The organism is Sorangium sp. So ce281, assembly GCF_051527395.1.
GTDB classification, from domain to species: domain Bacteria; phylum Myxococcota_A; class Polyangia; order Polyangiales; family Polyangiaceae; genus Sorangium; species Sorangium cellulosum_B.
On the sequence record NZ_CP150322.1, the window covers coordinates 3,570,556 to 3,593,913 of the forward strand.

A 23,358-nucleotide genomic window follows, 5' to 3' on the forward strand; every position below is an offset into this window, starting at 1 on the left:
ACCCCATGCTTCCTCTCCGCCCGTGATCCGAGGGATCACGAGAGGGGTTGGTCCATGGCTGTCATCGATTATTGCACCGCGAAGGTCGAGACCCTGCAGCCGGATGCGACCGCCGCCGAGGCGGCGCGGCTCATGCGGGACCAGGGGATTGGCTCGGTCGTCGTGCAGACCGCGGGCGGCCCGGGGATCGTGACCGATCGGGATCTGGTCGTGCGGGTGCTCGCCAAGCGGCATGATCCGAAGCAGCTTCGCCTCGCCGAGATCGTGAGCGCGCCGGCGGCAACGCTGTCCGCGGACGCCTCGTTCGCGGAGGCGGCGGCGCTCATGCGCGCGCGCGCGGTGCGCCGGCTGCCGGTCGTCGGCGCGGGCGGCGAGCTCGTTGGGATCGTGACCTGCGACGACCTCGTGGAGCTCCTCGGGCGGGAGCTCTCCGACGTTGCCGCGGTTACCCGCGGAGGAGCAGGGGACGGGGCCCCATGACGGGAGGGCGCTGATGTCGCTGATCGAATTCTGCCGGAGAGATGTGGTGACGGTGCGGCCGGAGGCGTCCGTCGGGGTGGCCGCGGAGCTGCTCGTTGATCAGGGCGTGGGCGCGCTCGTCGTCGTCGCGGACGGGACGCGGCCCGTCGGGGTCGTCACCGATCGGGACCTCGTGCTGCGCGTGATGGCGGCGGAGCGCGACCCCGAGCGCACCACGGTTGCGGACGTGATGAGCCAGCCGGCGATCACCGCAGGTCCGCTCGACCGCCTCGAGGCGACGACCGCGCGGATGCGAGAGCTCGGGGTGCGCAGGATGCCCGTGGTCTCGCCGGATGGGGAGCTCATCGGGCTGCTCTCGGCCGACGATCTGATCGACCTCTTCGGTCGGGAGCTCCACGATCTCGGGGAGGCGGTGCGAAAAGAAGTGATGGCGAGCCAGCAGCGCTCATGATCACAGCCGATGCCCCGCGGCCCCGGAGGCCGCACCGAGGGCCGGCGCACGTGGGTTGCTGGTGTGGACCGGAGCGCCGATGGTGGAAGCACGGTCGGGAGCGCCTCCCGGACCGAGCGGACGCCGGGGCGGCGGCTTGGACGAGGGGGGCGACTCATGATCATCCCGCCTGAAGTGACGTTTCGTAACCTGGAGCGCTCGGACGCCATCGAGGCGGCGGTGCTCGAGCGCATCGAGAAGCTCGACAGGTTCTACCCGCGCATCACGTCCTGCCGCGTGATCGTCGAGGCGTCGCACCGCCGAGAGAGGACGGCGGGCACCGTGTACCACGTGCGCGTCGATCTGACCGTGCCTGGCGGCGAGCTCGTCGGCCAGTACGAGCCGCAGCCGCAGCGCTTCCACGAGGACGTTTACATCGCGATCCGGGAAGCGTTCGACCAGGTGCGCCGGGAGCTCGAGGAATACGCGCGACGGCAGCGGGGAGACGTGAAGGCCCACGAGGAGCGGCCGCACGGCCGGGTCTCGAAGCTCTTCCCGGAGCGGGGGTACGGCTTCATCGAGACGCCCGACGGCCGCGAGGTGTACTTCCACGGCCATTGCGTCCACGGCCACGGGTTCAACCGGCTCTCGGTCGGCACCCAGGTGCGGTTCGTGGAGGAGGAGGGCGAGCAGGGGCCGCAGGCGAGCGTGGTCTTCATCGCCGGCAAAGGCTGACGACGTCCTGCGGCTCGGGTCCGTCGTCGATTCACGGCCGGCAGCCGCGCCTCGAACGGCTGCCGGTACGATGGAATCGCCGACTGGCGAGGTCGACGGCGATGGTTATCATCTCCGGAGACGATCGCTCGCCGCGGGAGCGGCTCGAGCGAGCGCAGGCGAGACGCGGTCGAGCGCGCCACCGAGAGGATAGCCGCCAAGGCGCCCGGCGTGGGCGCCGCCGTCGCGGTCCGGAGCGAGGACCGCCTGCGCGCGACAGGGGCTCCGTCATGCCCCAAGAGGTACGCGCACTATGAAGAATTGGTATGTGATCCAGACGTATTCGGGCTTCGAGACGAAGGTGCGCGATGCGCTCCAGCAGCGCTTCAGGCAGCATGGCCTCGAGAGCGCGCTCGGCGAGATCCTGATCCCCAGCGAGGTGGTCAGGGAGCCGGCCTCGCGAAGCTACAGGGCGGGGGTCCGGCATGTGAGGGCGCAGACGCCGGGCGTCGGAGCGGCGAAGGCTCGGCGGCTGGCCGGCGGGTGGACGAGGAGCGGGCCGCCCGCGGAGGTCGACCATGGCGATCATTGGCATCGATCTGGGAACTTCGAATTCGGCCGCAGCGGCGCTTCGAGGCGGCCGCCGCAGCAATGGGAGACGGGTCACGCCTCCCCGAGGATCCCGCGAAAGACGTCCACATAGCTGACGATGCCGAGCAACGTACCTTCTCCGTCGACGACCGGGACCGCGCCGATCTTGTTGTCGACCATGAGCTCCATCAGCTCGGTCACGTCCGCGTCCGGACCGGCGCTCACGACATTGCTGCTCATCATCACGGACACCGGCACGCGGGCCTTCTGCAGCGCTGCGTCCACCGCCGCGGTGTCCTCCGCGTAGGGCACCCATAGCGCGCGCAGGTCGCGATCGCTGAGCATCCCGACCAGCTCACCCAGCTCGTCGACGACCGGCAAGTGGCGGAAGTCCGTCGTCTGGAGCACGTCCACCGCCTCGCCGATGGGGTCGTCGACCCGCACGGTCCGGGGGGTCTCGGTCATGAGCTTGGCGGCGCGGATCCTGGGCAATGCCATCTCGCTCCACGCTCGGTGCAACTCGCGGACCGGTCGATCCGTCGATGAGCCGCCCCGCCCCCGTCCGGACGTTGCCTTTGCGTCGGGCCCCGCTGGTCGCTCCCGGAGGACGCGCCCGCATGCTGCGTCTCGCTCGAGTTGCGGATACGCCGCGCCGCCGCCAAGAAACGTCGGCGGCGGCGCGGCGCTCGCGATCCGGAGCAAGCTGGCGATGACAAGCGCGGACTGGGTGGGCCTCGGGGCGGTGGCGGTCCTGATCCTTCTGGCGGCGCTGATGGCGGCCGCCGAGGTCGTGATCACGCGCATGAGCCGCATCCGCGCCTACCGGCTGCGCGAGGAGGACCGGCACGGGGCGGCGTCGCTGGTGCGGCTGGTCGACGACCCAGCGCCTCACCTGAACGTCGTCCTCCTGCTCACCCTGCTCTTCCAGCTCGCGGGCACCACCATCGCCGGCTCCGTGGCGCTGCGGGTCCTCGGCGGCTACGGCGACCTGGTCGCCACGCTGATCATGACGGTGCTCTTGTTCGTGCTCGCCGAGGCGATGCCCAAGACCTTCGCCGTGCAGCACACGGACCGGATCGCGCTCCGCCTCGCGCCGATGGTCCTCGCCCTGGGCGCCATGCTCGGGCCGGTCGGCTACTCGCGCATCCCGATCTACGATGCTGGGCTCGATGAACTCGTCGGTGTCCTGTATGCGAAGGACGTGGTGCGCGAGTTTCACGCCGGCCACGTCGAGCGACCGCTCTCCGGGATCGCCCAGACGCCCCGCCTCGTCCCCGAGTCGAAGAAGGTCGCCGAGCTGCTCAAGGAGATGCAGCGCGACAAGTTCCACATGGCGCTCGTCGTGGACGAGCACGGGACGCTGGGCGGGCTCGTGACGTTGGAGGATGTGCTCGAGGAGATCGTCGGCGAGATCGCCGACGAGTACGACCGCGAGGAGCCGAACGTGAAGCCCGTCGGCGAGAAGGCCTATCGCGTGAACGCGCGCACGTCGGTGGACCAGCTGAGGAGGAGCGAAGGACGACCGACTCCGCCCGGGAGGGTGAGGAGCCTCGCCGTCTGTGACGTCGCCGAGCGCGCTCACGCGGTCCGGAGGCCAAGGCCGCGCGCCGCACCTGGTCTCTTCCTTGCAGCTCGTGCAGCTCGATGGAGCGGCGACCCATGATGCAAGACGCGGCGAGGGAGCGGACCCAGGGCACGTCGACTGCAGATACTGCAGATGCTGTCACCCTCTCTCTCTGCGGTGACGTGATGACCGGCCGGGGGATCGATCAGATCCTGCCGTGCCCCAGTGCTCCGGTGCTGTACGAGCTGGCCGTGGAGGACGCGAGGGGGTACGTCGAGCTCGCCGAGCGCGCGAGCGGCCCCATTCCCCGTCCCGTCGATTTCTCGTACGTCTGGGGGGCCGCGCTCGAAGCGTGGAGCCGGCGGGCGCCCGCCGTCCGGCTGGTCAACCTCGAGACGGCGATCACGACCAGCGATGAGCCGTGTCTCAAGGGTATCAATTACCGGATGCACCCAGGGAACGTCTCGTGCCTCGCCGCGGCGCAGATCGGCTGCTGCGCGCTGGCCAACAACCACGTCCTCGACTGGGGAGTTGCCGGGCTGATCGACACGATCGCCGCGCTCCGGTCGGTGAACGTGACGACGGCCGGCGCGGGCCGCGACCTCGATGAGGCGGCGGCGCCGGCGCTCATCGAGGTCGAGGGCGAGGGGAGGGTCCTCGTCTTCTCGCTGGGCTCGGAGACCAGCGGCGTCCCGCGGCGCTGGGGCGCCTCGGTGGACCGCCCGGGCATTCACCTGGTCGATGAGTCGTCTCCCGCGGAGGTCGGTCGCGTGCTGGACGCGGTGCGGGCGGCCAGGCGGGAGGGCGACATCGTCGTGGCCTCGATCCACTGGGGCCCCAACTGGGGGTACGAGGTCCCGGAGGAGCAGATCGCGCTCGCCCACGCCCTCGTCGACGTCGCCGGCGTCGACGTGGTTCACGGGCACTCCTCGCATCATCCGAAGGCGATCGAGGTCCACGCGGGGCGGCTGATCCTCTACGGCTGCGGCGACTTCGTGAACGACTATGAGGGCATCAGCGGACACGAGGCCTATCGAGGCGATCTGGCCACGATGTACTTTGCCACGCTGCGCGCGGGGACCGGCGAGCTCGTCGGTCTGGAGCTGGTACCGCTGCGGATGAGCAAGTTTCGCCTCCACCGCGCCGCGCAAGAGGACGCGCTCTGGCTGAGGGACGTGCTGAGCCGAGAGGGCGCGCGGTTCGGGACGCGCGTCGAGCTCGGGGAGGAAGGCAGCCTGCTGCTGCGCTGGAGCTGATCCGCGAGCATCGCGCCGCTGCCCTCGTGCGGCTACGCGGTCGCCTCGAGCGCCTGGGGCGCCAGGTAGCGGACAAACCACGCGCTGGCCGCGCGCGCGACCTCTTCCAGCGTCCCTGGCTCCTCGAACAGGTGCGTCGCTCCCTCCACGATCGCGAGCTGTCGCGGTCCGCGCAGGAGATCGAGCGCCTGCCGGTTCAACGCGAGCACCTCGGTGTCCGCGCTCCCGACGATGAGCAGCGTGGGCGCGCGGACCTGCTCGAGGTACGCGCCGGCGAGATCGGGGCGCCCGCCCCGCGACACCACGGCGTCCGCGAGATCCGGACGCCTCGCCGCGGCGATCAGCGCGGCCGCGGCGCCGGTGCTCGCGCCGAAGTAGCCGATCCGGAGCGCGCTCGTCTCGGGTTGCTCGCGCGTGGCCAGGGCCGCGCTCATGACCCGCCCCGCGAGGAGCTCGACGTCGAACCGGAGGTGGCCAGTCCGCTCATCCACCGCCTCTTCCTCGCCGGTGAGGAGGTCGAAGAGCAACGTGGCCAGCCCGGCGCTCTGGAGCACCTCGGCGACGTACCGGTTGCGCGGGCTATGCCGGCTGCTGCCGCTCCCGTGGGCGAACAGGACGATGCCTGTCGCCCCGGCGGGGATCGTCAGGCTGCCCTGAAGGCGCGCGCCGTCGTCGAGCGCGAGCTCGACGGCGAGCTCTTCTGCCGGCTCGGGCGGGCCCGCGGGCCCCTCCTCGCCTTCCGCGCCCGCGCCGCCGGTGCGCGCCCGCTCGAGCAGCTCCACGACGTCCTCGTCCGTGGTCTGGCGGAAGTCCTGGTAATAGGCGCCTATCGCGAACATGTGCGGATCCGCGTCGAGGCAGACCACCTCATCGACCTCGGGGCGCAGCGATTCGAGCGTCGTCGCCGACGCGACCGGGACCGCGAGGACGAGGCGGCTCGGCCTGCGCCGCCGGATGGCCCGGAGCGCGGCGCGCACGGTCCCGCCGGTCGCGATGCCGTCGTCGACGACGATGACGGTGCGGCCCTCGATGTCGACCGGCGGCCGGCCGCTCCGAAAGCGCCGCACGCGCGATTCGACCTCGGCGGCCTTGCGGTCCACGATCTCCGCGACCTCCTCCTGGGGGACGCCGAGCTCCGCGAGCACCTCCTCATTGAGGTACACCTCTCCCCCCTCCGAGATGGCGCCCATACCCAGCTCTTCGTACCCCGGAGCGCCGAGCTTGCGCACCACCCAGACGTCGAGCGGCGCCTTGAGCGCCCGGGCGACCTCGTAGGCGACCGGGACGCCGCCGCGCGGGAGCCCGAGCACGACGGGCGCGTCGTCGCGGTAGCGACCCAGCGCGAAGGCCAGGCGGCGCCCTGCATCAACGCGATCTCGAAACAGCATGAAGCCCCTCCTCCGGTCGCGTGCTGACCGTGACCTCTCGCCCCTGTGACATACCCGGCCCTCAGAGCCTCCTCTGCGCTTCCCGCCGCTGCTGCCTCGTCACCAGCGCGCTCAGCTCGGAGAGCTCGTCCGACAGGAACTCGAGGAGATCGTCGAAGGCGATGATTCCCTGGAGCACCCCCTCGTCGTTCACCACCGGCACGCGGCGGATGCTCTCGGCGCGCATCCTGCCGAGGACGTCCAGGAGGTCCTCCTGCTCTCGCGCTGTGACCAGCGGCTCGGTCGCGACATCCGCCACCTGGAGAGACTCCAGGTAGGGACTCGCGTTCGCCACCACGCCGACCACGATGTCGCGATCGGTGATGATGCCGGCAGGCACGGTCCTCCCGGCGGGCTCGTCGACGATGACCAGGCTGCCGACGTGATGCGCCCGCATGCGGCGGGCGGCCTCGATCACGGTCTCGGTCTTGCCGATGGTGACGACGCGCCGATTGCAGAGCTCTCCCGCAGTGGTCACGGCATTCCTCCCAGCGAACGCTCCATGGAGCCGGAGTCGGCTCCGGGAAGCCCATACCCAGGGGTCATGGAGGCGGTGCGCTCCTATGGCACGTGTGGCACGTGGCGAGCCAACAGAGCAAACAGAGCAGGCAGAGCAGGCAGAGCAGGCAGAGCAGGCGCAGAGGCGTGATGACGGCGGAGGCGAGCGGACGTCACCGGAGACATCAGGCCCTGGGGTTGCATCTGGAGAGCGGTCACAGCTCGAATGAGCGGCGCCATGAGCCCCCACGACACGGCAGGCGGCGCAGCGGAGCAGCCATGGAGATCTGCCTCTTCGCGGGCAACGCGAACCTCCCTCTCGCACAGGCCGTGGCGGAGCGCCTGGGCGTCGGCCTGGGCGACGCCCTGGTGCGCCGCTTCGCGGACAGCGAGCTTCACGTGCAGATCCGGGAGAGCGTGCGAGGGCGGGACGTGGTTCTCCTCCAGCCGACGAGCCCACCGGTCGACGAGCACATCGCCGAGCTCCTGTTCCTCGCGGATGCATGTCGCCGCGCAGGGGCCTCGCGCCTGACAGCCGTCATGCCGTATTTCGGCTATGCCCGCCACGACCGCCGCGCCTCGGGAAGGGAGCCGGTAGGGGCCCGGCTCGTCGCCGATCTCTTCACGACAGCGGGCCTCTCGCGCGTGGTGGCCGTCGATCTCCACAATGCCGCGCTCGAGGGGTTCTTCTCCATCCCGCTCGAGCACCTGAGCGCGGTGCCGCTGCTCTCGGACGCGGCGAGACCCTGGATCTCCGAGCGCAGCGTCATCGTGGCGCCGGACCTGGGCGCCGCGAAGCTCGCGGATCGCCATGCCCGGCTCCTCCGCTTGCCTGTCGCCGTCGTGCACAAGACCCGCCTCAGCGGCGAGGACGTCAGCGTCCACGCCATCACGGGCGAGGTCCGGGGACGGTCGCCCCTCCTCGTCGACGACATGATCAGCACCGGCGGGACGATCGAGGCCGCCGTGAACGCCTTGCTCGCGGCGGGCTGCGCGCCGGACATCACCGTTCTCGCGACGCACGCCCTCTTCGTCGGCCCGGCGATGGCCCGGCTCTCCGCGCTCCCGGTGCGCCGTTTCCTCGTGACCGACAGCGTCGCTGCCGCCACGGGCGCGGCGATCCCCGTCGAGCTCGTCCACTTGGATGGGCTCCTGGCCGAGGCGATCCGGCTCCTCCATGACGGCCGGTCGCTGGAGGCGCTGCTGGCGCGCGGCGAGGCCGCAGGCCCTCCGCGCTGAGCCGGCGCCCGAGCAGGAGGACCCATGAGCGGCGCCGACGACGGGAAGCGCCCGCGCCGGTACGATCGTTGCCCGAGCCGAGCCCTGTCGCGGAGGTGTGTTGGATGGAGGCGCCTGTGCCGAGCAGGAGGCTGCGTCGTTCGAAGGAGCCCTCATGAGCTCGCTCGGGATCCCTCCGGCCGAGGCGCACGCCGTGCTGCGGGCGATGCTGCTCATCCGCCGCTTCGAGGAGCGGTGCGCCGAGCTGTACACGCTCCAGAAGATCCGGGGCTTCCTCCACCTGGTCATCGGTGAAGAGGCGGTCGTGGTCGGGGCGATGCGGGCGCTCGAGGACGACGACGCCGTGGTCGCCGCCTACCGCGAGCACGGCCATGCGCTGCAGCGCGGGGTCTCGCCCGCCGCGGCGATGGCCGAGATGTACGGGAAGGCGACGGGCTGCGCCCTCGGGCGCGGCGGGTCGATGCACATGTTCTGCGCGGAGCGGCGCTTCTACGGCGGCTACGCCATCGTGGCCGGCGGCCTGCCCATCGCGGTGGGGCTCGCGCTCGCCGACAAGCTCGCCGGCCGGCGGCGGGTCACGGCGGTGTTCTTCGGCGACGGCGCGACCGACGAGGGGGAGTTCCACGAGTCGCTGAACCTCGCCGCGCTCTGGAGCCTGCCGGTGCTCTTCCTCTGCGAGAACAACCAGTACGCCATGGGGACGGCGCTCGCGCGCCACGCCGCGAACCCGCGGCTCATCGACGCCCCCGCGGCCCACCACGTGCCGGCCGAGCAGGTCGACGGCATGGATGTGCTCGCGGTGGAGCAGGCCACGCGGCGCGCGGCCGCGGCCGTGAGGGAGGCGGCCGGCCCCCGCTTCCTCGAGCTGCTGACGTACCGCTTCCGCGCGCACTCGATGTACGATGCCGAGAGATACCGGGACAAAAGCGAGGTGGCCGCCTGGCGGGAGCGCGACCCCATCGACCTGTTCGTCGCGCGGCTGCGCGCCGAGGGGCTGCTCGACGACGGCTCGCTCGCCCGGATCCTGGGCGAGGTCGCGGCCGAGGTCGAGGCGGCCGTGAAGGCCGCGGAGGAGGCGCCGCTCGAGCCGGTGGAGGACCTGACCCGCTTCGTCTACGCCCGGGAGGTGCCGTGATCGCGCCCGGGGAGTGCGGCGAGGAGAAGGCGGAGTTCGTGAACGCATGGACGCGAACGCGCAGCGGCTCTCGGGCCTACCCCTCGCGGAGCTGCTCGAGCGGCTCGGGACCTCACCGGGCGGGCTGACGAGCGAGGAGGCGCGGCAGCGGCTCGGGCGGTTCGGCCCCAACGAGCCCGCGGCCACGACGAGGCGAGAGGCGGCCGTCGTCCAGGTGCTGCGCCGCTTCGCGAACCCGCTCGTGAGCATCCTCCTGCTCGCCAGCGTGGTGTCGGCGCTCCTCGGCAACCTGGCGAACGCGGCGGTCGTCGTGGTCATCGTGGCGCTGAGCGTCGCGGTCGAGTCGGTGCAGACGCGGCGGTCCCACCGCGCGGCCGAGCGGCTCCGCGCCCAGGTCGCGCCCACCGCGACGACGCTGCGGGACGGGGTGTTCCGCGAGCTCCCGCGGCGCGAGCTCGTGCCGGGCGACGTCCTGCGGCTCGCCGCGGGCGATCTGGTCCCCGCCGATGCGCGCCTGCTCACGGCCAAGGATCTGCACGTGCACCAGGCCGCGCTCACCGGCGAGCCGCTGCCCGCCGAGAAGAGCCCCGACCCTGGGCCCTCGACCGCGACGAGCCCGGACGAGATGACCCAGGCGGTGTTCCTCGGGTCGTCGGTGGTGAGCGGCACTGCGACCGCGGTCGTGTTCGCGACGGGCGCCGACACCGCGTTCGGCGGCATCGCCCGCGCCCTCGCGACCCGCCCTCCGCAGACCGAGTTCGAGCGGGGGATGGCGCGTTTCGGGGCGTTCATCCTCAGGCTCGTGCTCTTCCTCGTGCTCCTCGTCATCGCGTTCACCGCCGCGCTCCGGCGCGATCCGCTCGAGTCGCTCCTCTTCGCGGTGGCCCTGGCCGTGGGGCTCACCCCCGAGTTCCTCCCGATGATCACCACCGTCACGCTCGCGCAGGGCGCGGTGCGGCTCGCGCGCGAGAAGGTGATCGTCACCAACCTCTCGGCGATCCAGAACTTCGGCAGCATCGACGTGCTCTGCAGCGACAAGACGGGGACGCTCACCACGGGCGAGATGGAGCTCGAGGCCCACGTGGACCCGCTCGGCGAGCCGTCGGAGAGGCCGTTCCTCCTCGCCTACCTGAACAGCTACTTCGAGAGCGGCGTGGACAACCCCGTCGACGCGGCCGTGCTCCGCAGATCCGCGGTGGACCCGCTCGACGCGGCCGTGCTGCGCCACGAGCACCCCGACATCGACGGCTTCCACAAGCTCGACGAGCTGCCGTTCGACTTCGAGCGGCGCCGCGTGAGCGTGGTCGCCGAGCGCCAGGGCGAGCGGCTGCTCGTGACCAAGGGCGCGCCCGAGAGCGTCCTCGCGATCGCGACCTCGTACGAGGCCGGCGGCGAGGTGCGGCCGCTCGACGACGGCGCCCGCGCGCGGTGCGAGGCGGCGTTCCATGCGCTCGGCCAGCAGGGCTACCGGGTGCTCGCGGTCGCCTACCGCGGCGTGCCGGCCAGGCCGGCGTACGGGCGCGACGACGAGGTCGATCTCACGCTCGCGGGGCTGCTCGCGTTCGTCGATCCGCCGCTCCCCGACGCCGCCGGGATCGTGGGCGCCCTCCGTGAGGAAGGGGTCGACGTGAAGATCCTGACGGGCGACAGCGAGCTCGTCGCCGGGCACGTCTGCCGGCAGGTCGGCCTCGATCCCGGCGAGATCGTCCTCGGCGGCGCGATCGATCGCCTCGACGACCCGGCGCTCTCCCACCTCGCCGAGCGCACCCGCGTGTTCGCGCGCGTCTCGCCGGCGCAGAAGAACCGCGTCCTCCGCGCGCTCAAGGCCCGCGGCCACGTGGTCGGCTACGTCGGCGACGGCATCAACGACGCGCCGTCGCTGCACACCGCCGACGTCGGGATCTCCGTCGCCGGCGCCGTCGACGTGGCCAGGGACGCCGCGGAGATCGTGCTGCTCGACCGCAGGCTCGACGTGCTGCGCTCGGGCATCCTCGAGGGGCGGAAGGCCTTTGGCAACGTGATGAAGTACCTGCTCATGGGGACGAGCTCGAACTTCGGCAACATGTTCAGCATGGCCGGGGCCTCGCTGCTCCTCCCGTTCTTGCCGATGCTGCCCGCGCAGATCCTCCTGAACAACTTCCTCTACGATCTCGCGCAGATCACGATCCCGACGGACAACGTCGACGCGAGCTTCGTCCGGAAGCCGCGGCGGTGGGACATCGCCTTGATCCGCCGCTTCATGATGGTGATCGGGCCGATCAGCTCCCTGTACGACTTCCTCACCTTCTACGTGTTGCTCCGCGTGTTCCGCGCGCCGGCCCCGCTCTTCCGCACCGGCTGGTTCGTCGAGTCGCTGGCCACGCAGACGCTGGTGATCTTCGTGATCCGCACGATGGGCAGCTCCTTCAAGAGCTCTCCGAGCCGCGCGCTCGCGGCGACCACGCTCGGCGTCGTGGCCGTGGCCCTCGCGCTGCCGTACAGCCCCTTCGCCGGGCTGCTCGGCTTCGTGCCGCTGCCGCCCGGCTTCTTCCTGTTCCTCGCGGGCGCGACGCTGACCTACCTCGCCATCGTCGAGGCGATCAAACGCGCGCTCATGCGGCGCATCTTCGCGTGACGCGGGGCCGCCGTTCGGCCGCCGGTGCCCGGACGCCCGACCCTATCGACTTCACGAGATTCCGATCCGCCTCACTCGGACGCGGCCGGCGCCCTCCTCGCCTGGGCAGGGATCCATCGGTCGAAGGAGCCCGGCGCGAGGTGGTGCAGGTAGGCCCCATAAGCCGTCACCCCGAAGAGCGCGCCAGCGATCAGCAGGAGCACGGCGACGGACGACCGCACGAGCGCGCTCCTGGTCCGGAGCGGGAAGAGGATCGCCGCGAGGCCGCTCGCCCCGAACATCACTGCGGCGATCATCGGTATCGCGGTCAGGCGATAACGGAAGATCGCCACGGCCGACACGAGGTTGGTCACCCCCCCGAGCGCGCCCAGGATGGAGAGCGGCCCGAGGTCCACGCCGCGCGAGAGCGCGATGCTGCCGATGACGAGCAGCGTGCCGAAGTAGGCCAGAGGCTCGCCGAAGACGATGTTGTACTGTCCCGGGATCGGCCATGTGAGCGCAAGGTGAAACCCGGTCACGGCCAGGATCAGACCTCCGGCCCCGAACGCAGCGGCGAACGCTCTCCGGTGGTCCTCGCGCCGTTCAGCCCTCGAGACGTACCACGCGCCAAGGAGGAGGACGCCGGTGACGGCCACCAAGGGGAATGTCAGATAATTGATGTACAGCATGCTTCATCCTCTCCTTCCATTCCTTCGTCGCCGCTCTGGCGCGACGGCAGGCGCCCTTCTAGAAGCGTGGAGACGGACCCGCGGTCACGTCAACGAGCGCCGCTCCGTTTCTCCACTCTCCATATCGGTGCTCCTCGAGCGCGCTCGTCGCGCGCGACCTGACGAGATGTTTCATCGAGGGCTTGGCGGCGGCGAGCTGCATCCGGTCCAGCAGGCATGGCGCGAGGGGAGGTGTCCCAGTGCGGTTATTGCCAGCCGGATCAGCTGACGTGGCGGGAGACCGGAGAATTTAACGCCAAGGCGCCAAGGCGCAAAGGCGCAAAAATGCAAGAGAGAGGAAGGCCATTCTTGCAATCCATTGACGGCGCGATGGATGCCCTGCCTCACCCTCACTTCGCCGAAGTTGATGATAATCGCGAGCTTGAGATCGGATAGCCGCAGGTGGGTGAGGGCCTGCGCCTCGAACACCCTGTTGTAGGCGGCCGCCGCCTTGCACTCGACGGTGATTCGACGGTGATTCGACGGTGATTCGACGGTGATTCGACGGTGACTCGATCGCCCATGGGCAAGTCGAGGCGAAGGTCCGCCGCAAGACGCTTACCCTTGTACACGAGCGGTACGGGCGCACCACGGTGAGCCCTCGCGACTCGAGCTCGAAGGCAAGCGCCTCTTCGTAGACTGTCTCGAGCAGCCTGGGCCTCCAAGGGTACGATGCACCTCGCTCGCTGCGTCGACGACGACCTTGGTGATCTCATTCCCTGTCATTCTGTCCGCCTTTTTGCGCCTTTGCGCCTTTGCGCCTTTGCGTTTAAAATCCGAGATTCTCGACGACGTCGGCTGCGGGCGCGATGATGCACCCAGCGATCCGACGAGCTGCGGTTTGACGCCCTCCGTCCACGTGACTTCATGGTCAGCCGGGCGCGAAGCTGCGCGACGGCGCGTTCATGCGGTAACGACCTGCATTCACTGGACAGCGCGGTCGTGTGTTCGCCGTCGCGTGAGACGGGTCGCGCGGTCGCGGCTGCCCCGTATCGGCAGACAACCGCTGCCAATCGCACCAGGAGCTCGGCGCACCTCGCGGCCGAGCTCGCAGCGCCAGGCAGGCCGGCCCGTGCGCTCCGGCGCCGGTACGCTCGTTGCTCGACCTGGATCCACGGAGCCTGGATGTGATGAATGGCGGCGTCCGATCAGAGCAGCAGATCGCACAGCACCGCGCGGCCGGTCCCGAAGACGCGCTCGGGCTCCCTCCTCCCGAGTCGCTCGCCGTCGCCGTCCTCCGCAGGAGCGTGCTGCTCATCCGCCGCTTCGAGGAGCGCTGCGCCGAGCTGTACACCCTCCAGAAGATCCGCTGCTTCCTCCTCCTGCACACTCCTGACGTACCGCTTGTGCGCGCGTTCGATGTACGTCCGCGCCCCGGAGGACCCGTGACGTGAAGCGGACGGCGACCTACCGCGAGGCGGTCCGCTCCGGGCTGCGCGAGGCGCTCCGGCGCGAGCCGCGGGCCTTCCTGATGGGCGAGGACGTGGGCCGCTACGGCGGCGCCTATGCGTGCAGCGCCGGCCTGCTCGAGGAGTTCGGGCCGGAGCGGGTCCGCGACACGCCGCTCGCCGAGTCGACCTTCGTCGGCGCCGGCATCGGCGCCGCCCTCGGCGGGGCGCGCCCGATCGTCGAGGTGATGACGGTCAACTTCAGCCTGCTCGCGCTCGACCAGATCGTGAACAACGCGGCGACGCTCCGGCACATGTCCGGCGGCCAGTTCTCGATCCCGCTCGTCGTGCGCATGGCCACGGGGGGCGGCCGCCAGCTCGCCGCGCAGCACTCGCACAGCCTCGAGAACTGGTACGCGCACGTGCCCGGGCTCAAGGCCCTCGCGCCCGCGACGGTGCAGGACGCGCGCGACATGCTGCTCGCCGGGCTCGACGATCCAGACCCGGTGGTCGTCTTCGAGCACCAGTACCTCTACCCCATGGAGGGCGAGCTCGACGACGAGGCGCCCCCCGCGGCTCCCTTCCGCGCGGAGGTGCGGCGCGCGGGCCGCCACGTGAGCCTGATCGCGCACGGCGGCTCGGTCCCGAAGGCGCTCGCCGCGGCCGAGCAGCTCGCGGGCCGCGGCGTCGAGGCCGAGGTGCTGGACCTCCGGTGCCTGCGGCCGCTCGACGAGGAGGCGATCCTCGCGACCGTACGGCGGACGCACCGCGCCGTGCTCATCGACGAGGGGTGGCGGAGCGGGAGCCTCGCCGCCGAGGTGAGCGCGCGGATCATGGAGGGCGCGTTCTACGAGCTCGACGCGCCCGTCGCGCGGGTGTGCAGCGCCGAGGTGCCGATCCCCTACGCCCGCCACCTCGAGGAGGCGGCGCTGCCGCAGGTCCCGCGCATCGTCGCCGCCGTGGAGAGGACGGTGCGGCGCGATGGCTGAGTTCCTGATGCCCTCGCTCGGCGCGGACATGGAGGCCGGGACGCTGGTGAAGTGGCGCCGCGCGGTGGGGGACCGCGTCGCGCGCGACGACGTGATCGCCGAGGTCGAGACCGAGAAGGGGCTCGTGGAGGTCGAGGTGTTCACGAGCGGCGTCATCGACCGGCTCCTCGTGGAGCCCGGGCAGAAGGTGCCCGTCGGCACGGCGATGGCCGTGATCCTCGAGGGGCGTGAGGCTGCGGCCGGCGCGCCCCCGCCCGCCGCGCCCGCCGCGCCCGCCGCGCCCGCGCCGCCGTTTCCTCCCCCGGAGGCCGCCGCGGCGCCGCAGGAGGCCGCCGCGCCGCCGCAGGAAGCCGCGCCGCCGCCCGCGGCCCTCGCGCACGGGCCGCGCGTGTCTCCCCGCGCGAGGCGGCGGGCGCAGGAGCTCGGGGTCGACCTTGCGCGGGTCCAGGGGACGGGACCGGACGGCGCCGTCGAGGCCGTGGATGTCGAGCGGGCGGCGGCGGCCGGCACGAAGGAGGCGGCGGCCGATGCCACGACGAAGGAGGCGTCGGCCCGCATGCGCCGGGCGATCGCGGCGGCGATGGCCCGATCGAAGCGCGAGGCGCCGCACTTCTACCTCGGCACGACCGTCGACCTCCGCACGGCGATGTCCTGGGTCGAGCGGGAGAACGCGGAGCGCAACGTGGCCGGGCGGCTCCTGCCGGGCGCGCTCCTCCTCAAGGCGGCGGCGCTCGCCCTGCGCGCCGTCCCCGAGCTGAACGCCCGCTGGGAGGGGGATGAGGCGCCGCCCGCCCCGAGGATCCACCTCGGCGTGGCGGTGTCGCTCCGGGGCGGCGGGCTCGTGGCGCCGGCGCTGCACGACGCGGACCGGCTGCCGCTCGACGAGCTGATGGCCGCCTTGAAGGATCTGGTCGAGCGCGCCCGGGCCGGGACGCTCCGGAGCTCCGAGATGAGCGACCCCACGATCACCGTCACGAGCCTCGGGGAGCGCGGCGTGGAGACGGTGTTTCCCGTCATCTTTCCGCCGCAGGTGGCCATCGTCGGGTTCGGCAAGATCGCCGAGCGGCCGTGGGTCGTCGACGGCCGTGTGGTGGCGCGGCCGCTCGTGAACGCGACGCTCGCCGCGGACCACCGGGTGACGGACGGCCACCGCGCGGCCGCCTACCTCGCCTCGCTCGAGGCGCTCCTGCAACGACCGGAGGGACTTTGACCGATGGACAAGGACGAGATCGAGGCCGTCGTGCGCCGGGAGCTCCAGCGCATCGCGCCGGAGGCGGACCTCCAGGCGCTCGGCGCGGACCGTGACTTCCGCGAGGAGCTCGACATCGATTCGATGGATTTCCTTCGCTTCGTGACGGCCCTCGACGCGGCGCTCGGCGTGAGCGTGCCCGAGTCGGATTACCGGCGGATCGCGACGGTCCGCGGGTGCACCGACTACCTGGCGAAGACGCTCGCGCAGCGAGCGGCGTAGCGTCAGCCGCGCCCGCGGTCACCGCGCCGGAGCTGGCGCGCGACGTACCGCCACGCGCTCGCGCAGCCGAGCGAGAGCCCGAGCAGACCGAGGCCGGCCCGGAGCATGACGCCTGTCCGCAAGCGCGCGTCGAGCCAGCTCCCCACGAAGAGCCCGAGCAGGGCCGGCAGCACGACGAGCCACCCGAGGCCGACCAGGGACAGCGCGAGCCCGAGCGGTCGCCCCCGCTCCCACGCCCAGCGCCTGCGCCGCTCGCCGAACCGGACGACGCCCTCGTGCAAGGGGTCGCGCTCCGTCGGCGCGCGCCCCGGCCCCTCGCTTCCCGGGGACGTCACCGCGGCTCCAACCGAGGGACCCCATGGCGCGGCCCTGTGATCCGCAGGTGGTCGGCCACCCTGCACAGCAGCGCTCCCTCCAGCCGGCGCAGGCCGCGGGCGGCCTCCTCCTCGGCGGCGGCCGTGCGGCGATAGCGGACGAGCACGTCGCGCTCGAGCTGGTCCAGGTCGTCGCTCGCGACGGCCTCGCGGGTGAGGACCTCGACAGCCCGCCGCTCGCGGACGGTCAGCACACCGCCGCGCACCGCCACGAAGCGCTCGCGCCCCGCGTCGTCCCCGTACACGAGCACCGAGACGACGAGCACCGTGAGCAGATCCGCGTGCCCCGGGAGGATCCCGAAGGAGCCCGTCGGGTCCTCGGCGCGGACGTGGCGGACCGGATCCACCTCCGCGATCAGCGCCGCCGGCGTCACGATGGTGAGCCTCACGATCCCTTCACCCGCGCGCGCGCCTCGTCGAGCGTGCCCACCATGTACAGCGCGGCCTCCGGCCAGTCGTCGCACTCTCCGGCGAGGATCGCGTCGCACCCCCGGATGCACTCGGCGATCTCGACCGTCGCGCCCGAGCGCCCCGTGAACGCCTGGGTCACGACGAACGGCTGCGTGAGGAACCGCTGGAGCCGCCGCGCCCGCGCGACCGTGCGCCGGTCCTCCGGCGAGAGCTCCTCGATGCCGAGCATCGCGATGATGTCGGCGAGCTCCCGGTACTCCGCCAGCGTGCGGCGGACCTGCGCGCTGGTCCGGTAATGGCCCGCGCCGACGACGAGCGGATCCATCAAGATCGAGCTCGAGGTCAGGGGGTCGATCGCCGGATAGATCCCCTCGCTCGACAGCTTGCGCGAGAGCACGATCGCCGCGTCGAGGTGCGTGAGGATCTGCGCGACCGCCGGATCGGTCATGTCGTCGGCGGGGACGTACACGGCCTGGATCGACGTCATGGATGCGCGCGCGGTGGAGGCGATCCGCTCCTCGATCTCGGCGATCTCCGTGGCCAGCGTGGGCTGGTAGCCCACCCGGGAGGGCAGGCGCCCGAGGAGGCCGGAGACCTCGCTGCCGGCCTGGACGAAGCGGAAGATGTTGTCGATGAGCAGCAGCACGTCCTGCCCGCGCTCGTCGCGGAAGAACTCGGCATGCGCGAGCGCCGTCATCCCGACGCGGAAGCGCGCGCCCGGCGGCTCGTTCATCTGGCCGAAGACCAGCACCGTCCGGTCGAGCACCCCCGAGGAGCGCATCTCGAGCCAGAGCTCGTTCCCCTCGCGCGATCGCTCGCCGATCCCCGCGAACACAGCGATGCCGCGCTGCTTCGAGATCGTGCTCCGGATGAGCTCCATCAAGAGCACCGTCTTGCCGACCCCGGCCCCGCCGAAGAGCCCTGCCTTGCCCCCGCGCGCGAGCGGCGCGAGCAGATCGATCACCTTGATGCCCGTGGGATAGACCTCGCGCGCCCGCACCTCGGCCTCGAGCGGCGGCGCCGGGCGGGAGATCGGGCGGCGCGGGGTGTCCGGCGGGAAAGCGCCGCGCCGATCGAGCGGGTCGCCGAGGACGTCGACCAGCCGGCCCAGCGCGGCCTCTCCCACGGGCACCGAGATCGGCGCCCCGGCGGCCGCGACGCGCGCCCCGCGCTGCAGGCCTCCGGTGAACCCGAGGGCCACCGTCCGCACGTGCTCGGGATCGAGCTGCTGCTGCACCTCGAGCACGAGGCGGCGGCCGTCGAGCTCCAGCGCCAGCGCCTCGCCCGTGCGCGGGAGCGCACCTGCGGGGAACGCGACGTCGACCACCGAACCCCGCACCCTGCGCACGGCGCCCTCGGCCCGCCCCGCGCCGGCTCCGCCGCCGCCCGCCATCGTCACCCCTCCGCCTCGCGCAGCGGCTCCGAGCCGGCGGCGATCTCGAGGAGCTCGCTCGTGATCGCCTCCTGCCGCGCGGTGCGCTCCGCGCGCGAGAGCTCGTCGAGCTCGTCCCGCAGGCTGCGCTGCGACGCCTCCATCGCCGCGAGGCGCGCCGCGCGCTCGCACGCGAACGCCTCGCCGAGCGCCCAGACCACCTGGGCCAGGCAGTGCTCCTCGATGATCCGCGCGACGAGCGCGGCCGCCGGCAACGTGCGCAGCGGGGGCTCGCCCCGCGCCGCCCCCGCGCCGGACCCGCGCTCCGGCGGGAACAGCCGGAGCGCCTCGGGCCGCCACCCGAGCGCGCCGGCGCGCCGCGCGAACACCAGATCGACGCAGGCGATCGCGCCGCCGGCGATCGCGCCGAACAGGTCCCGCGTGAGCCGATCCGCGGCCGGTCCGACGCCCGGGATCGTCGACGGCAGCGGGCCCGAGGCCAGCGCGGCGACGCCGCGGTCGCGGCAGAGCCGGAGCCCCCGCGTGCCCAGCGCGGCGAGCTCCGCCGGCCCCGGATCGCCGCGGGCGACGCGGAGCGCCGCGTCGAGCAGCCGCTCGTTGAGCGCGCCGACGAACCCGTGCTCCGAGAAGAGGACCACGACGCGCCGGGCGCCGGCGGCGCCGGCGGGCTCCTCGAAGGGCGCGCGCCCCTCCTCCGCGTCGAGCAGCTCGAGCGCCTGGCCGAGCGCCTCCCGCGTCGCCGCGGCGTAGCGCTCGAACCCCATGAAGGCGTCGTTGGCCTGCCGCCGGTGCGACGCCGCGACCGAGCGCATCGCGTCGACCACCTTCGCCGCCTGCGAGAGCGTGCGGATCCGCGCGGCGAGCTCAACCGCGTCCATCGCCTCGCCCCTCGTCGCCGCGAGCTCCGACCTCGGCCACCATCGCGGCCAGCTCGGCGAGGAGCGCGCGGCGCTCCTCCGGCGCGGGCTCGACGCCCGCCTCGAGCCGCGCGAGCGTCGCGGGGCACCGCGACGGGAGCCCGCGGTCGAGCGCCTCGCGGAGCGCGTCGATCGCCGCCACCGGGAGCGGGTCGAGCAGGCCCTCCTGGAGCGCCATCAGCAAGGCGATCTGCCGCCCGACCGGCAGCGGCCGGTGAAGCGGCTGCGCCATCGCCGCGCGCGCTCGACGGCCGCGCTCGAGCGCTCGCTTCGTGGCCTCTTCCGCGCCCCCGCCGACGCGCGCGAACAGCTCGAGCTCCAGGAACTGCGCGTACTCGAGCCGGAGGCTCTCCGCGACGGCGCGCATCGCGGGCGTCTGCGTCTTGCCGCCGACGCGGGACACGCTCTTGCCGACGTCGATCGCGGGCTTCCATCCCTCGTTGTAGAGGCGCGGGTCGAGGAAGATCTGCCCGTCGGTGATCGAGATGAGGTTGGTCGGGATGTACGCGCTCAGGTTGCTGGCCTGCGTCTCGGCGATGGGCAGCATGGTCAGGGAGCCGCCGCCGAGCGCCCCGGTCAGCTTCGCGGCGCGCTCCAGCAGCCGCGAGTGCAGGTAGAACACGTCGCCCGGGAACGCCTCGCGCCCCGGGGGCTGGCGCAGCAAGAGCGAGATCTGCCGGTGCACGAGGGCGTGGCTCGTGAGGTCGTCGAGGACGAGCAGCGCGTGCCCGCCGCGCTCGACGAAGTGCTCCGCCATCGAGCAGGCCGCGTAGGGGGTGAGCCACTGGAGCCCGGCCGTGGCGTCCGGCGCGGCGACGACGCACGTGGTCCGGTTCTTCGGGCCGTAGCGGCGAACCGCGTCGATCACCGCGCCGACCGAGGACGAGGTCTGGCCGATCGCCGCATAGATGCACACGACGTCGGTCTCCCGCTGGCTCAGGATCGCGTCGACCGCGATCGCGGTCTTTCCGGTGCCGCGGTCGCCGATGATGAGCTCGCGCTGGCCGCGCCCGAGCGGGAGCATCGCGTCGATGAGGAGGATCCCCGTGAAGAGCGGCTCGGCCACGGGGTCGCGATCGACGATGGACGGCGCCCGGCGCTCTATCGGCGCGCGCGCGCGCGCGCGTGCGTGATAGACCGCCGCCCCGCCGAGCGGGCCGCCCCCGTCGATCGGCACCCCGAGCGGGTCGACGACGCGCCCGAGCAGCGCCTCCCCGACGGGCACGTCGATCACCGTGCCCGTCCCCTGGACGGCGGAGCCCGCGGCGATGCCCCTGTCCGGACCGAGCAGCACGCAGCCGATGGTGCCGGGATCGAGCGCCACCGCGAGGCCGCGCGTGCCGTCCTCGAAGACGAGGACCTCGTCGAGCTTCGCGCTGGGCAGGCCGCTGACGGCCGCGATGCCGTCGGCCACGCGGAGCACGCGCCCGACCTCCCGCGCCTCCGGTCCGAGAGGAAGGCCGCGCGCGCTCTCTCTCGCCCGCCCCGCCCAGCCGCCGAGGTCCTCAGCAAGCCCCATCCCGCACCTCGATGGCGGCCGCGATCCGCTGGAGCCACGCCCGGTAGCTGAGCTGCCACACCCCGTGGGGGAAGCGCAGCTCCAGGCCGGCGACCATCGACGGATCGACCTGGAACACCGGGGCCACGGGGCGCGCGGCGACCCCCGAGAGCCACGCGCGGAGCCGCTGCTCCGCGTCCTTCCCGAGCGGGCTCGCCGAGACCACCTCCACGCGCGCCTCGTCGAGCTGGTCGAGCTGCCGGGCGACGAGCCGCCGCTGCTCCGGCTCGTCCAGGGTCTGCATGGCCCGGGCGACCAGGAGGGCGTCCTGCCCCGCCGACGCCTCGCGGAGCAGCCTCTCCGCGATCGTGATCGCGAGCTCGGTCGCCTGCGCCTCGAGCTCGCGGAGCGCGTGCGCCCGCTCCTCCGCGATCTCGGCCCGCGCCTGCTCGATCAGGCAGCGCGCCTTCTGCTCCGCCTCCTCGCGGACCCGCTGCGCCTCCCCGTCGGCGCGACGCAGCGACGCCTCGAGCTCGCGGCGCCCCTCCTCGGCGAGCGCCGCGCGCCTGACCTGCGCCTCCTGCTCGGCCCGCTGCGCCCGCGCGCGCTCCTCGCGCGCATCGCCGAGCACGGCCGCGGCGTCCCGCTGCCGCGCCTCGACGATCCTCGCCACCGGCTTCCACAGGAAGCGCCGGAGGAGCCAGGCGAGCACGACGAAATTGACCGTCTGCAGCGCGATGTTCCAGCCGGAGACGTGCATGGCTCAGCGCACGAACGGGTTGGCGAAGAGCAGGACGAGCGCGACCACGAGGCAGTAGATCGCCGTGGCCTCGATCATCGCGAGGCCGACGAACAGGGTCCGCGCGATCGTCGTGCTGGCCTCCGGCTGGCGGGCGATCGCCTCCATGGCCGCGACGATCGCGCGGCCCTCGGCGAACGCCGGCCCGACGGCCCCGGCGCTGACCGCGAGCACGGCGCCGAGGATGCTCAGGCTCTCCGCGCTCACGCGGCCCTCCCGTCGACCTGCTCCTCGATCGCCGCGCCGACGTAGACGGCCGCGAGCACGGTGAAGATGTACGACTGCACGACCCCCACGAACAGCGCGAACGCCATGACGGGGATGGGGACGAGGAGGCCGGCCACCGACACGACCACGGCGAGCACGAGCCCGTGGCTCATGATGTTCCCGAGCAGGCGCATCATCAGGGAGAAGGTGCGGGTCGCCTGCGAGAGCAGGTGGATCGGCGCGAGCAGCGGGCTCGGTTCGAGGAAATGCTTGAGATAGCCGAGCAGGCCGTGCGCGCGGACGCCGTAGCCCGTGACGGAGAAGAAGACGATGAGCGCGAGCGCGAGCGGCGTCTCGATGCGCTCGGTCGGAGCATGGACCATGGGGAGCACGCCGGCGCAGTTGGCGGTGACGAGGAAGAGGAAGAGCGTGCCGAGGAGAGGCAGGTAGGGCTCGGGGTCGCGCCGGAGGATGGCGCGGATCTGATCGCCGATCGCGGTGACGACGACCTCCGTGGCGGCCTGGAGCCTGCCTGGCCTCACGGACAGCCGCCGTCCGATCAGGGCGCTCGCGCCCCCGAGCGCCGCGGTGATGGCGACGCTCGTGAGCATGGTCTCCGTGAAGGGCACCGGACCGACGTGGAAGAGGGTGGGCTCGGCCAGCGGCGAGATCATGCGCGCCTGTCCTCCGTCGGACGCAGGCATGCCCGCGCGACCATGCAGGCCACGGCCTGGACGAGCGCGAACCCTGCCACGACGGGCAGGAGGGCGCGGGCGTGGAGCCGCGCGATCGCGGTGAGCGCCGAGAGCAGCAGGATCCACCGCCCCGCGTGCAGCAGCAGCGCCCGCGCGGTGGCGCCCTCGGCGAGGAGCCGGCGGACGGAGCGGGCGAGCGCGCCGAAGAAGGCCGCCGCGAGCGACGCGCCGACCAGGGACCAGATGAGGGACGACATGCCGTTCTCCTTGCGCTCCGGGCCGCCCGCTCCGCGCGCCGGCGGCGCGCCGGACCAAGTCGGATCAATAAGAGAGCTGCGCCCGATCGAAAGGCGTGATCCCGCGGCCCGGAACGGAGGTGACGGCGACCCCGAGCTCCGGGGCGCTCGCGGCAAGGCCGGCCCGGGGCTGCGGAAGCGCCGCAGCGCGCGTGTGCGTGCGCTGCGCGAGCAGCGTGTGGAGCGGCCGTGGCCGCCTGGGCGGCGTGGGCTCTTTGTCGCCACTTCGGCGCCGAGGGCGAGAGCCCGCGCCGGGTACGGTGGT

At 72.5% G+C, this 23,358-nt stretch carries 25 protein-coding genes and 2 pseudogenes; 13 read left to right on the plus strand and 14 right to left on the minus strand.

What is annotated here, in order from left to right; genetic code table 11:
* Positions 1–54 precede the first annotated feature (54 nt).
* The 4 genes and pseudogenes from WMF27_RS13630 to WMF27_RS13645 all read left to right on the plus strand — a co-directional run.
* Complete coding sequence (locus WMF27_RS13630) at positions 55–480, plus strand: CBS domain-containing protein (RefSeq protein ID WP_437768440.1); 426 nt, start codon at positions 55–57, stop codon at positions 478–480.
* A 13-nt stretch (positions 481–493) separates the two neighbouring features.
* On the plus strand, positions 494–931 hold the full coding sequence (locus WMF27_RS13635; RefSeq protein ID WP_437768439.1) for a CBS domain-containing protein: 438 nt from the start codon (positions 494–496) through the stop codon (positions 929–931).
* Positions 932–1,087: 156 nt separating this feature from the next.
* Complete coding sequence (locus WMF27_RS13640) at positions 1,088–1,645, plus strand: HPF/RaiA family ribosome-associated protein (protein WP_437768438.1); 558 nt, start codon at positions 1,088–1,090, stop codon at positions 1,643–1,645.
* 292 nt (positions 1,646–1,937) lie between these two features.
* A pseudogene (locus tag WMF27_RS13645) lies at positions 1,938–2,063 on the plus strand (transcription termination/antitermination NusG family protein); the annotation flags it as partial.
* A gap of 224 nt (positions 2,064–2,287) precedes the next feature.
* Here WMF27_RS13645 and WMF27_RS13650 read toward each other — a convergent pair.
* Positions 2,288–3,028, minus strand: coding sequence for a CBS domain-containing protein (locus WMF27_RS13650; protein ID WP_437944185.1), 741 nt, complete (start codon positions 3,026–3,028; stop codon positions 2,288–2,290).
* Between WMF27_RS13650 and WMF27_RS13655 the strand changes: the two genes are divergently transcribed.
* Positions 2,925–3,878 (plus strand): CNNM domain-containing protein, encoded by a 954-nt coding sequence (locus WMF27_RS13655; protein WP_437768437.1) that lies wholly within the window; start codon positions 2,925–2,927, stop codon positions 3,876–3,878. The genes WMF27_RS13650 and WMF27_RS13655 overlap by 104 nt on opposite strands.
* On the plus strand, positions 3,875–5,035 hold the full coding sequence (locus tag WMF27_RS13660) for a CapA family protein (protein ID WP_437768436.1): 1,161 nt from the start codon (positions 3,875–3,877) through the stop codon (positions 5,033–5,035). The genes WMF27_RS13655 and WMF27_RS13660 overlap by 4 nt, the downstream gene beginning before the upstream one ends.
* Before the next feature lie 32 nt (positions 5,036–5,067).
* On the opposite strand, the gene WMF27_RS13665 is transcribed toward WMF27_RS13660, so the two are convergent.
* Positions 5,068–6,423, minus strand: a complete 1,356-nt coding sequence (locus WMF27_RS13665; protein WP_437768435.1) for a phosphoribosyltransferase family protein — start codon at positions 6,421–6,423, stop codon at positions 5,068–5,070.
* Between the two features lie 61 nt (positions 6,424–6,484).
* Positions 6,485–6,940: a CBS domain-containing protein gene (locus WMF27_RS13670; protein WP_437768434.1), complete on the minus strand. Its 456-nt coding sequence runs from the start codon at positions 6,938–6,940 to the stop codon at positions 6,485–6,487.
* Between the two features lie 299 nt (positions 6,941–7,239).
* Here WMF27_RS13670 and WMF27_RS13675 point away from each other — a divergent pair, with 299 nt between their 5' ends.
* The 3 genes from WMF27_RS13675 (at position 7,240) to mgtA (ending at position 11,948) form a co-directional block, all read left to right on the plus strand.
* Entirely contained in the window at positions 7,240–8,199 is a 960-nt protein-coding gene (locus tag WMF27_RS13675) for a ribose-phosphate diphosphokinase (RefSeq protein ID WP_437768433.1), read from the plus strand.
* Between the two features lie 154 nt (positions 8,200–8,353).
* Entirely contained in the window at positions 8,354–9,334 is a 981-nt protein-coding gene (gene pdhA / locus WMF27_RS13680; RefSeq protein WP_437768432.1) for a pyruvate dehydrogenase (acetyl-transferring) E1 component subunit alpha, read from the plus strand.
* A 46-nt stretch (positions 9,335–9,380) separates the two neighbouring features.
* Positions 9,381–11,948: a magnesium-translocating P-type ATPase gene (gene mgtA, locus WMF27_RS13685; protein WP_437768431.1), complete on the plus strand. Its 2,568-nt coding sequence runs from the start codon at positions 9,381–9,383 to the stop codon at positions 11,946–11,948.
* Between the two features lie 71 nt (positions 11,949–12,019).
* On the opposite strand, the gene WMF27_RS13690 is transcribed toward mgtA, so the two are convergent.
* Together WMF27_RS13690 and WMF27_RS13695 are read right to left on the minus strand one after the other, a co-directional pair.
* Complete coding sequence (locus WMF27_RS13690) at positions 12,020–12,616, minus strand: DUF981 family protein (protein WP_437768430.1); 597 nt, start codon at positions 12,614–12,616, stop codon at positions 12,020–12,022.
* A 171-nt stretch (positions 12,617–12,787) separates the two neighbouring features.
* Entirely contained in the window at positions 12,788–13,084 is a 297-nt protein-coding gene (locus tag WMF27_RS13695; protein ID WP_437768429.1) for a hypothetical protein, read from the minus strand.
* Positions 13,085–13,785: 701 nt separating this feature from the next.
* Between WMF27_RS13695 and WMF27_RS13700 the strand changes: the two genes are divergently transcribed.
* From WMF27_RS13700 to WMF27_RS13715, 4 genes are read left to right on the plus strand one after another with little or no spacing between them, the layout of a single operon-like run.
* Positions 13,786–14,049 (plus strand): hypothetical protein, encoded by a 264-nt coding sequence (locus WMF27_RS13700; protein ID WP_437768428.1) that lies wholly within the window; start codon positions 13,786–13,788, stop codon positions 14,047–14,049.
* Positions 14,046–15,032, plus strand: coding sequence for an alpha-ketoacid dehydrogenase subunit beta (locus WMF27_RS13705; RefSeq protein ID WP_437768427.1), 987 nt, complete (start codon positions 14,046–14,048; stop codon positions 15,030–15,032). The genes WMF27_RS13700 and WMF27_RS13705 overlap by 4 nt, the downstream gene beginning before the upstream one ends.
* On the plus strand, positions 15,025–16,242 hold the full coding sequence (locus WMF27_RS13710; protein WP_437768426.1) for a dihydrolipoamide acetyltransferase family protein: 1,218 nt from the start codon (positions 15,025–15,027) through the stop codon (positions 16,240–16,242). The genes WMF27_RS13705 and WMF27_RS13710 overlap by 8 nt, the downstream gene beginning before the upstream one ends.
* Before the next feature lie 3 nt (positions 16,243–16,245).
* Positions 16,246–16,503, plus strand: coding sequence for an acyl carrier protein (locus tag WMF27_RS13715; protein WP_437768425.1), 258 nt, complete (start codon positions 16,246–16,248; stop codon positions 16,501–16,503).
* Between the two features lie 2 nt (positions 16,504–16,505).
* On the opposite strand, the gene WMF27_RS13720 is transcribed toward WMF27_RS13715, so the two are convergent.
* The 9 genes and pseudogenes from WMF27_RS13720 to WMF27_RS13760 all read right to left on the minus strand — a co-directional run bounded on the left by WMF27_RS13720 (position 16,506) and on the right by WMF27_RS13760 (position 23,054).
* Positions 16,506–16,838 (minus strand): AtpZ/AtpI family protein, encoded by a 333-nt coding sequence (locus WMF27_RS13720; RefSeq protein ID WP_437769853.1) that lies wholly within the window; start codon positions 16,836–16,838, stop codon positions 16,506–16,508.
* A complete protein-coding gene (locus WMF27_RS13725; RefSeq protein ID WP_437944529.1) occupies positions 16,835–17,266 on the minus strand; it encodes a F0F1 ATP synthase subunit epsilon in 432 nt (143 codons plus the stop codon). The genes WMF27_RS13720 and WMF27_RS13725 overlap by 4 nt, the downstream gene beginning before the upstream one ends.
* Positions 17,157–18,681: pseudogene (gene atpD, locus WMF27_RS13730) on the minus strand (F0F1 ATP synthase subunit beta); the annotation flags it as partial. The gene WMF27_RS13725 and the pseudogene atpD, both read right to left, overlap by 110 nt.
* 2 nt (positions 18,682–18,683) lie before the next feature.
* Positions 18,684–19,559 carry a F0F1 ATP synthase subunit gamma gene (locus WMF27_RS13735; protein WP_437768424.1) on the minus strand — a complete coding sequence of 292 codons (876 nt, stop codon included), beginning with the start codon at positions 19,557–19,559 and terminating at the stop codon, positions 18,684–18,686.
* On the minus strand, positions 19,546–21,117 hold the full coding sequence (locus WMF27_RS13740; protein WP_437768423.1) for a F0F1 ATP synthase subunit alpha: 1,572 nt from the start codon (positions 21,115–21,117) through the stop codon (positions 19,546–19,548). The genes WMF27_RS13735 and WMF27_RS13740 overlap by 14 nt, the downstream gene beginning before the upstream one ends.
* Positions 21,104–21,856 (minus strand): F0F1 ATP synthase subunit B, encoded by a 753-nt coding sequence (gene atpF, locus WMF27_RS13745; protein ID WP_437768422.1) that lies wholly within the window; start codon positions 21,854–21,856, stop codon positions 21,104–21,106. The genes WMF27_RS13740 and atpF overlap by 14 nt, the downstream gene beginning before the upstream one ends.
* Positions 21,857–21,859: 3 nt before the next feature.
* The gene (locus WMF27_RS13750; protein ID WP_437594783.1) at positions 21,860–22,102 is read right to left on the minus strand and encodes a F0F1 ATP synthase subunit C; all 243 of its coding nucleotides are present in this window, start codon (positions 22,100–22,102) and stop codon (positions 21,860–21,862) included.
* Entirely contained in the window at positions 22,099–22,776 is a 678-nt protein-coding gene (gene atpB / locus WMF27_RS13755) for a F0F1 ATP synthase subunit A (protein ID WP_437768421.1), read from the minus strand. Before atpB ends, WMF27_RS13750 begins: the two co-directional genes overlap by 4 nt.
* On the minus strand, positions 22,773–23,054 hold the full coding sequence (locus WMF27_RS13760) for an N-ATPase subunit AtpR (protein WP_437768420.1): 282 nt from the start codon (positions 23,052–23,054) through the stop codon (positions 22,773–22,775). Before WMF27_RS13760 ends, atpB begins: the two co-directional genes overlap by 4 nt.
* Between the last annotated feature and the right edge of the window lie 304 nt (positions 23,055–23,358).

Bases quoted from the DNA above. Each gene is read 5' to 3' on its own strand.
- WMF27_RS13630 (WP_437768440.1), top strand. From the start codon at position 55: ATGGCTGTCATCGATTATTGCACCGCGAAGGTCGAGACCCTGCAGCCG.
- WMF27_RS13635 (WP_437768439.1), top strand. From the start codon at position 494: ATGTCGCTGATCGAATTCTGCCGGAGAGATGTGGTGACGGTGCGGCCG.
- WMF27_RS13640 (WP_437768438.1), top strand. From the start codon at position 1,088: ATGATCATCCCGCCTGAAGTGACGTTTCGTAACCTGGAGCGCTCGGAC.
- WMF27_RS13655 (WP_437768437.1), top strand. From the start codon at position 2,925: ATGACAAGCGCGGACTGGGTGGGCCTCGGGGCGGTGGCGGTCCTGATC.
- WMF27_RS13650 (WP_437944185.1), bottom strand. From the start codon at position 3,028: ATGCGGCTCATGCGCGTGATCACGACCTCGGCGGCCGCCATCAGCGCC.
- WMF27_RS13660 (WP_437768436.1), top strand. From the start codon at position 3,875: ATGATGCAAGACGCGGCGAGGGAGCGGACCCAGGGCACGTCGACTGCA.
- WMF27_RS13665 (WP_437768435.1), bottom strand. From the start codon at position 6,423: ATGCTGTTTCGAGATCGCGTTGATGCAGGGCGCCGCCTGGCCTTCGCG.
- WMF27_RS13675 (WP_437768433.1), top strand. From the start codon at position 7,240: ATGGAGATCTGCCTCTTCGCGGGCAACGCGAACCTCCCTCTCGCACAG.
- pdhA (WP_437768432.1), top strand. From the start codon at position 8,354: ATGAGCTCGCTCGGGATCCCTCCGGCCGAGGCGCACGCCGTGCTGCGG.
- mgtA (WP_437768431.1), top strand. From the start codon at position 9,381: ATGGACGCGAACGCGCAGCGGCTCTCGGGCCTACCCCTCGCGGAGCTG.
- WMF27_RS13690 (WP_437768430.1), bottom strand. From the start codon at position 12,616: ATGCTGTACATCAATTATCTGACATTCCCCTTGGTGGCCGTCACCGGC.
- WMF27_RS13700 (WP_437768428.1), top strand. From the start codon at position 13,786: ATGAATGGCGGCGTCCGATCAGAGCAGCAGATCGCACAGCACCGCGCG.
- WMF27_RS13710 (WP_437768426.1), top strand. From the start codon at position 15,025: ATGGCTGAGTTCCTGATGCCCTCGCTCGGCGCGGACATGGAGGCCGGG.
- WMF27_RS13715 (WP_437768425.1), top strand. From the start codon at position 16,246: ATGGACAAGGACGAGATCGAGGCCGTCGTGCGCCGGGAGCTCCAGCGC.
- WMF27_RS13735 (WP_437768424.1), bottom strand. From the start codon at position 19,559: ATGGACGCGGTTGAGCTCGCCGCGCGGATCCGCACGCTCTCGCAGGCG.
- WMF27_RS13740 (WP_437768423.1), bottom strand. From the start codon at position 21,117: ATGGGGCTTGCTGAGGACCTCGGCGGCTGGGCGGGGCGGGCGAGAGAG.
- atpF (WP_437768422.1), bottom strand. From the start codon at position 21,856: ATGCACGTCTCCGGCTGGAACATCGCGCTGCAGACGGTCAATTTCGTC.
- atpB (WP_437768421.1), bottom strand. From the start codon at position 22,776: ATGATCTCGCCGCTGGCCGAGCCCACCCTCTTCCACGTCGGTCCGGTG.
- WMF27_RS13760 (WP_437768420.1), bottom strand. From the start codon at position 23,054: ATGTCGTCCCTCATCTGGTCCCTGGTCGGCGCGTCGCTCGCGGCGGCC.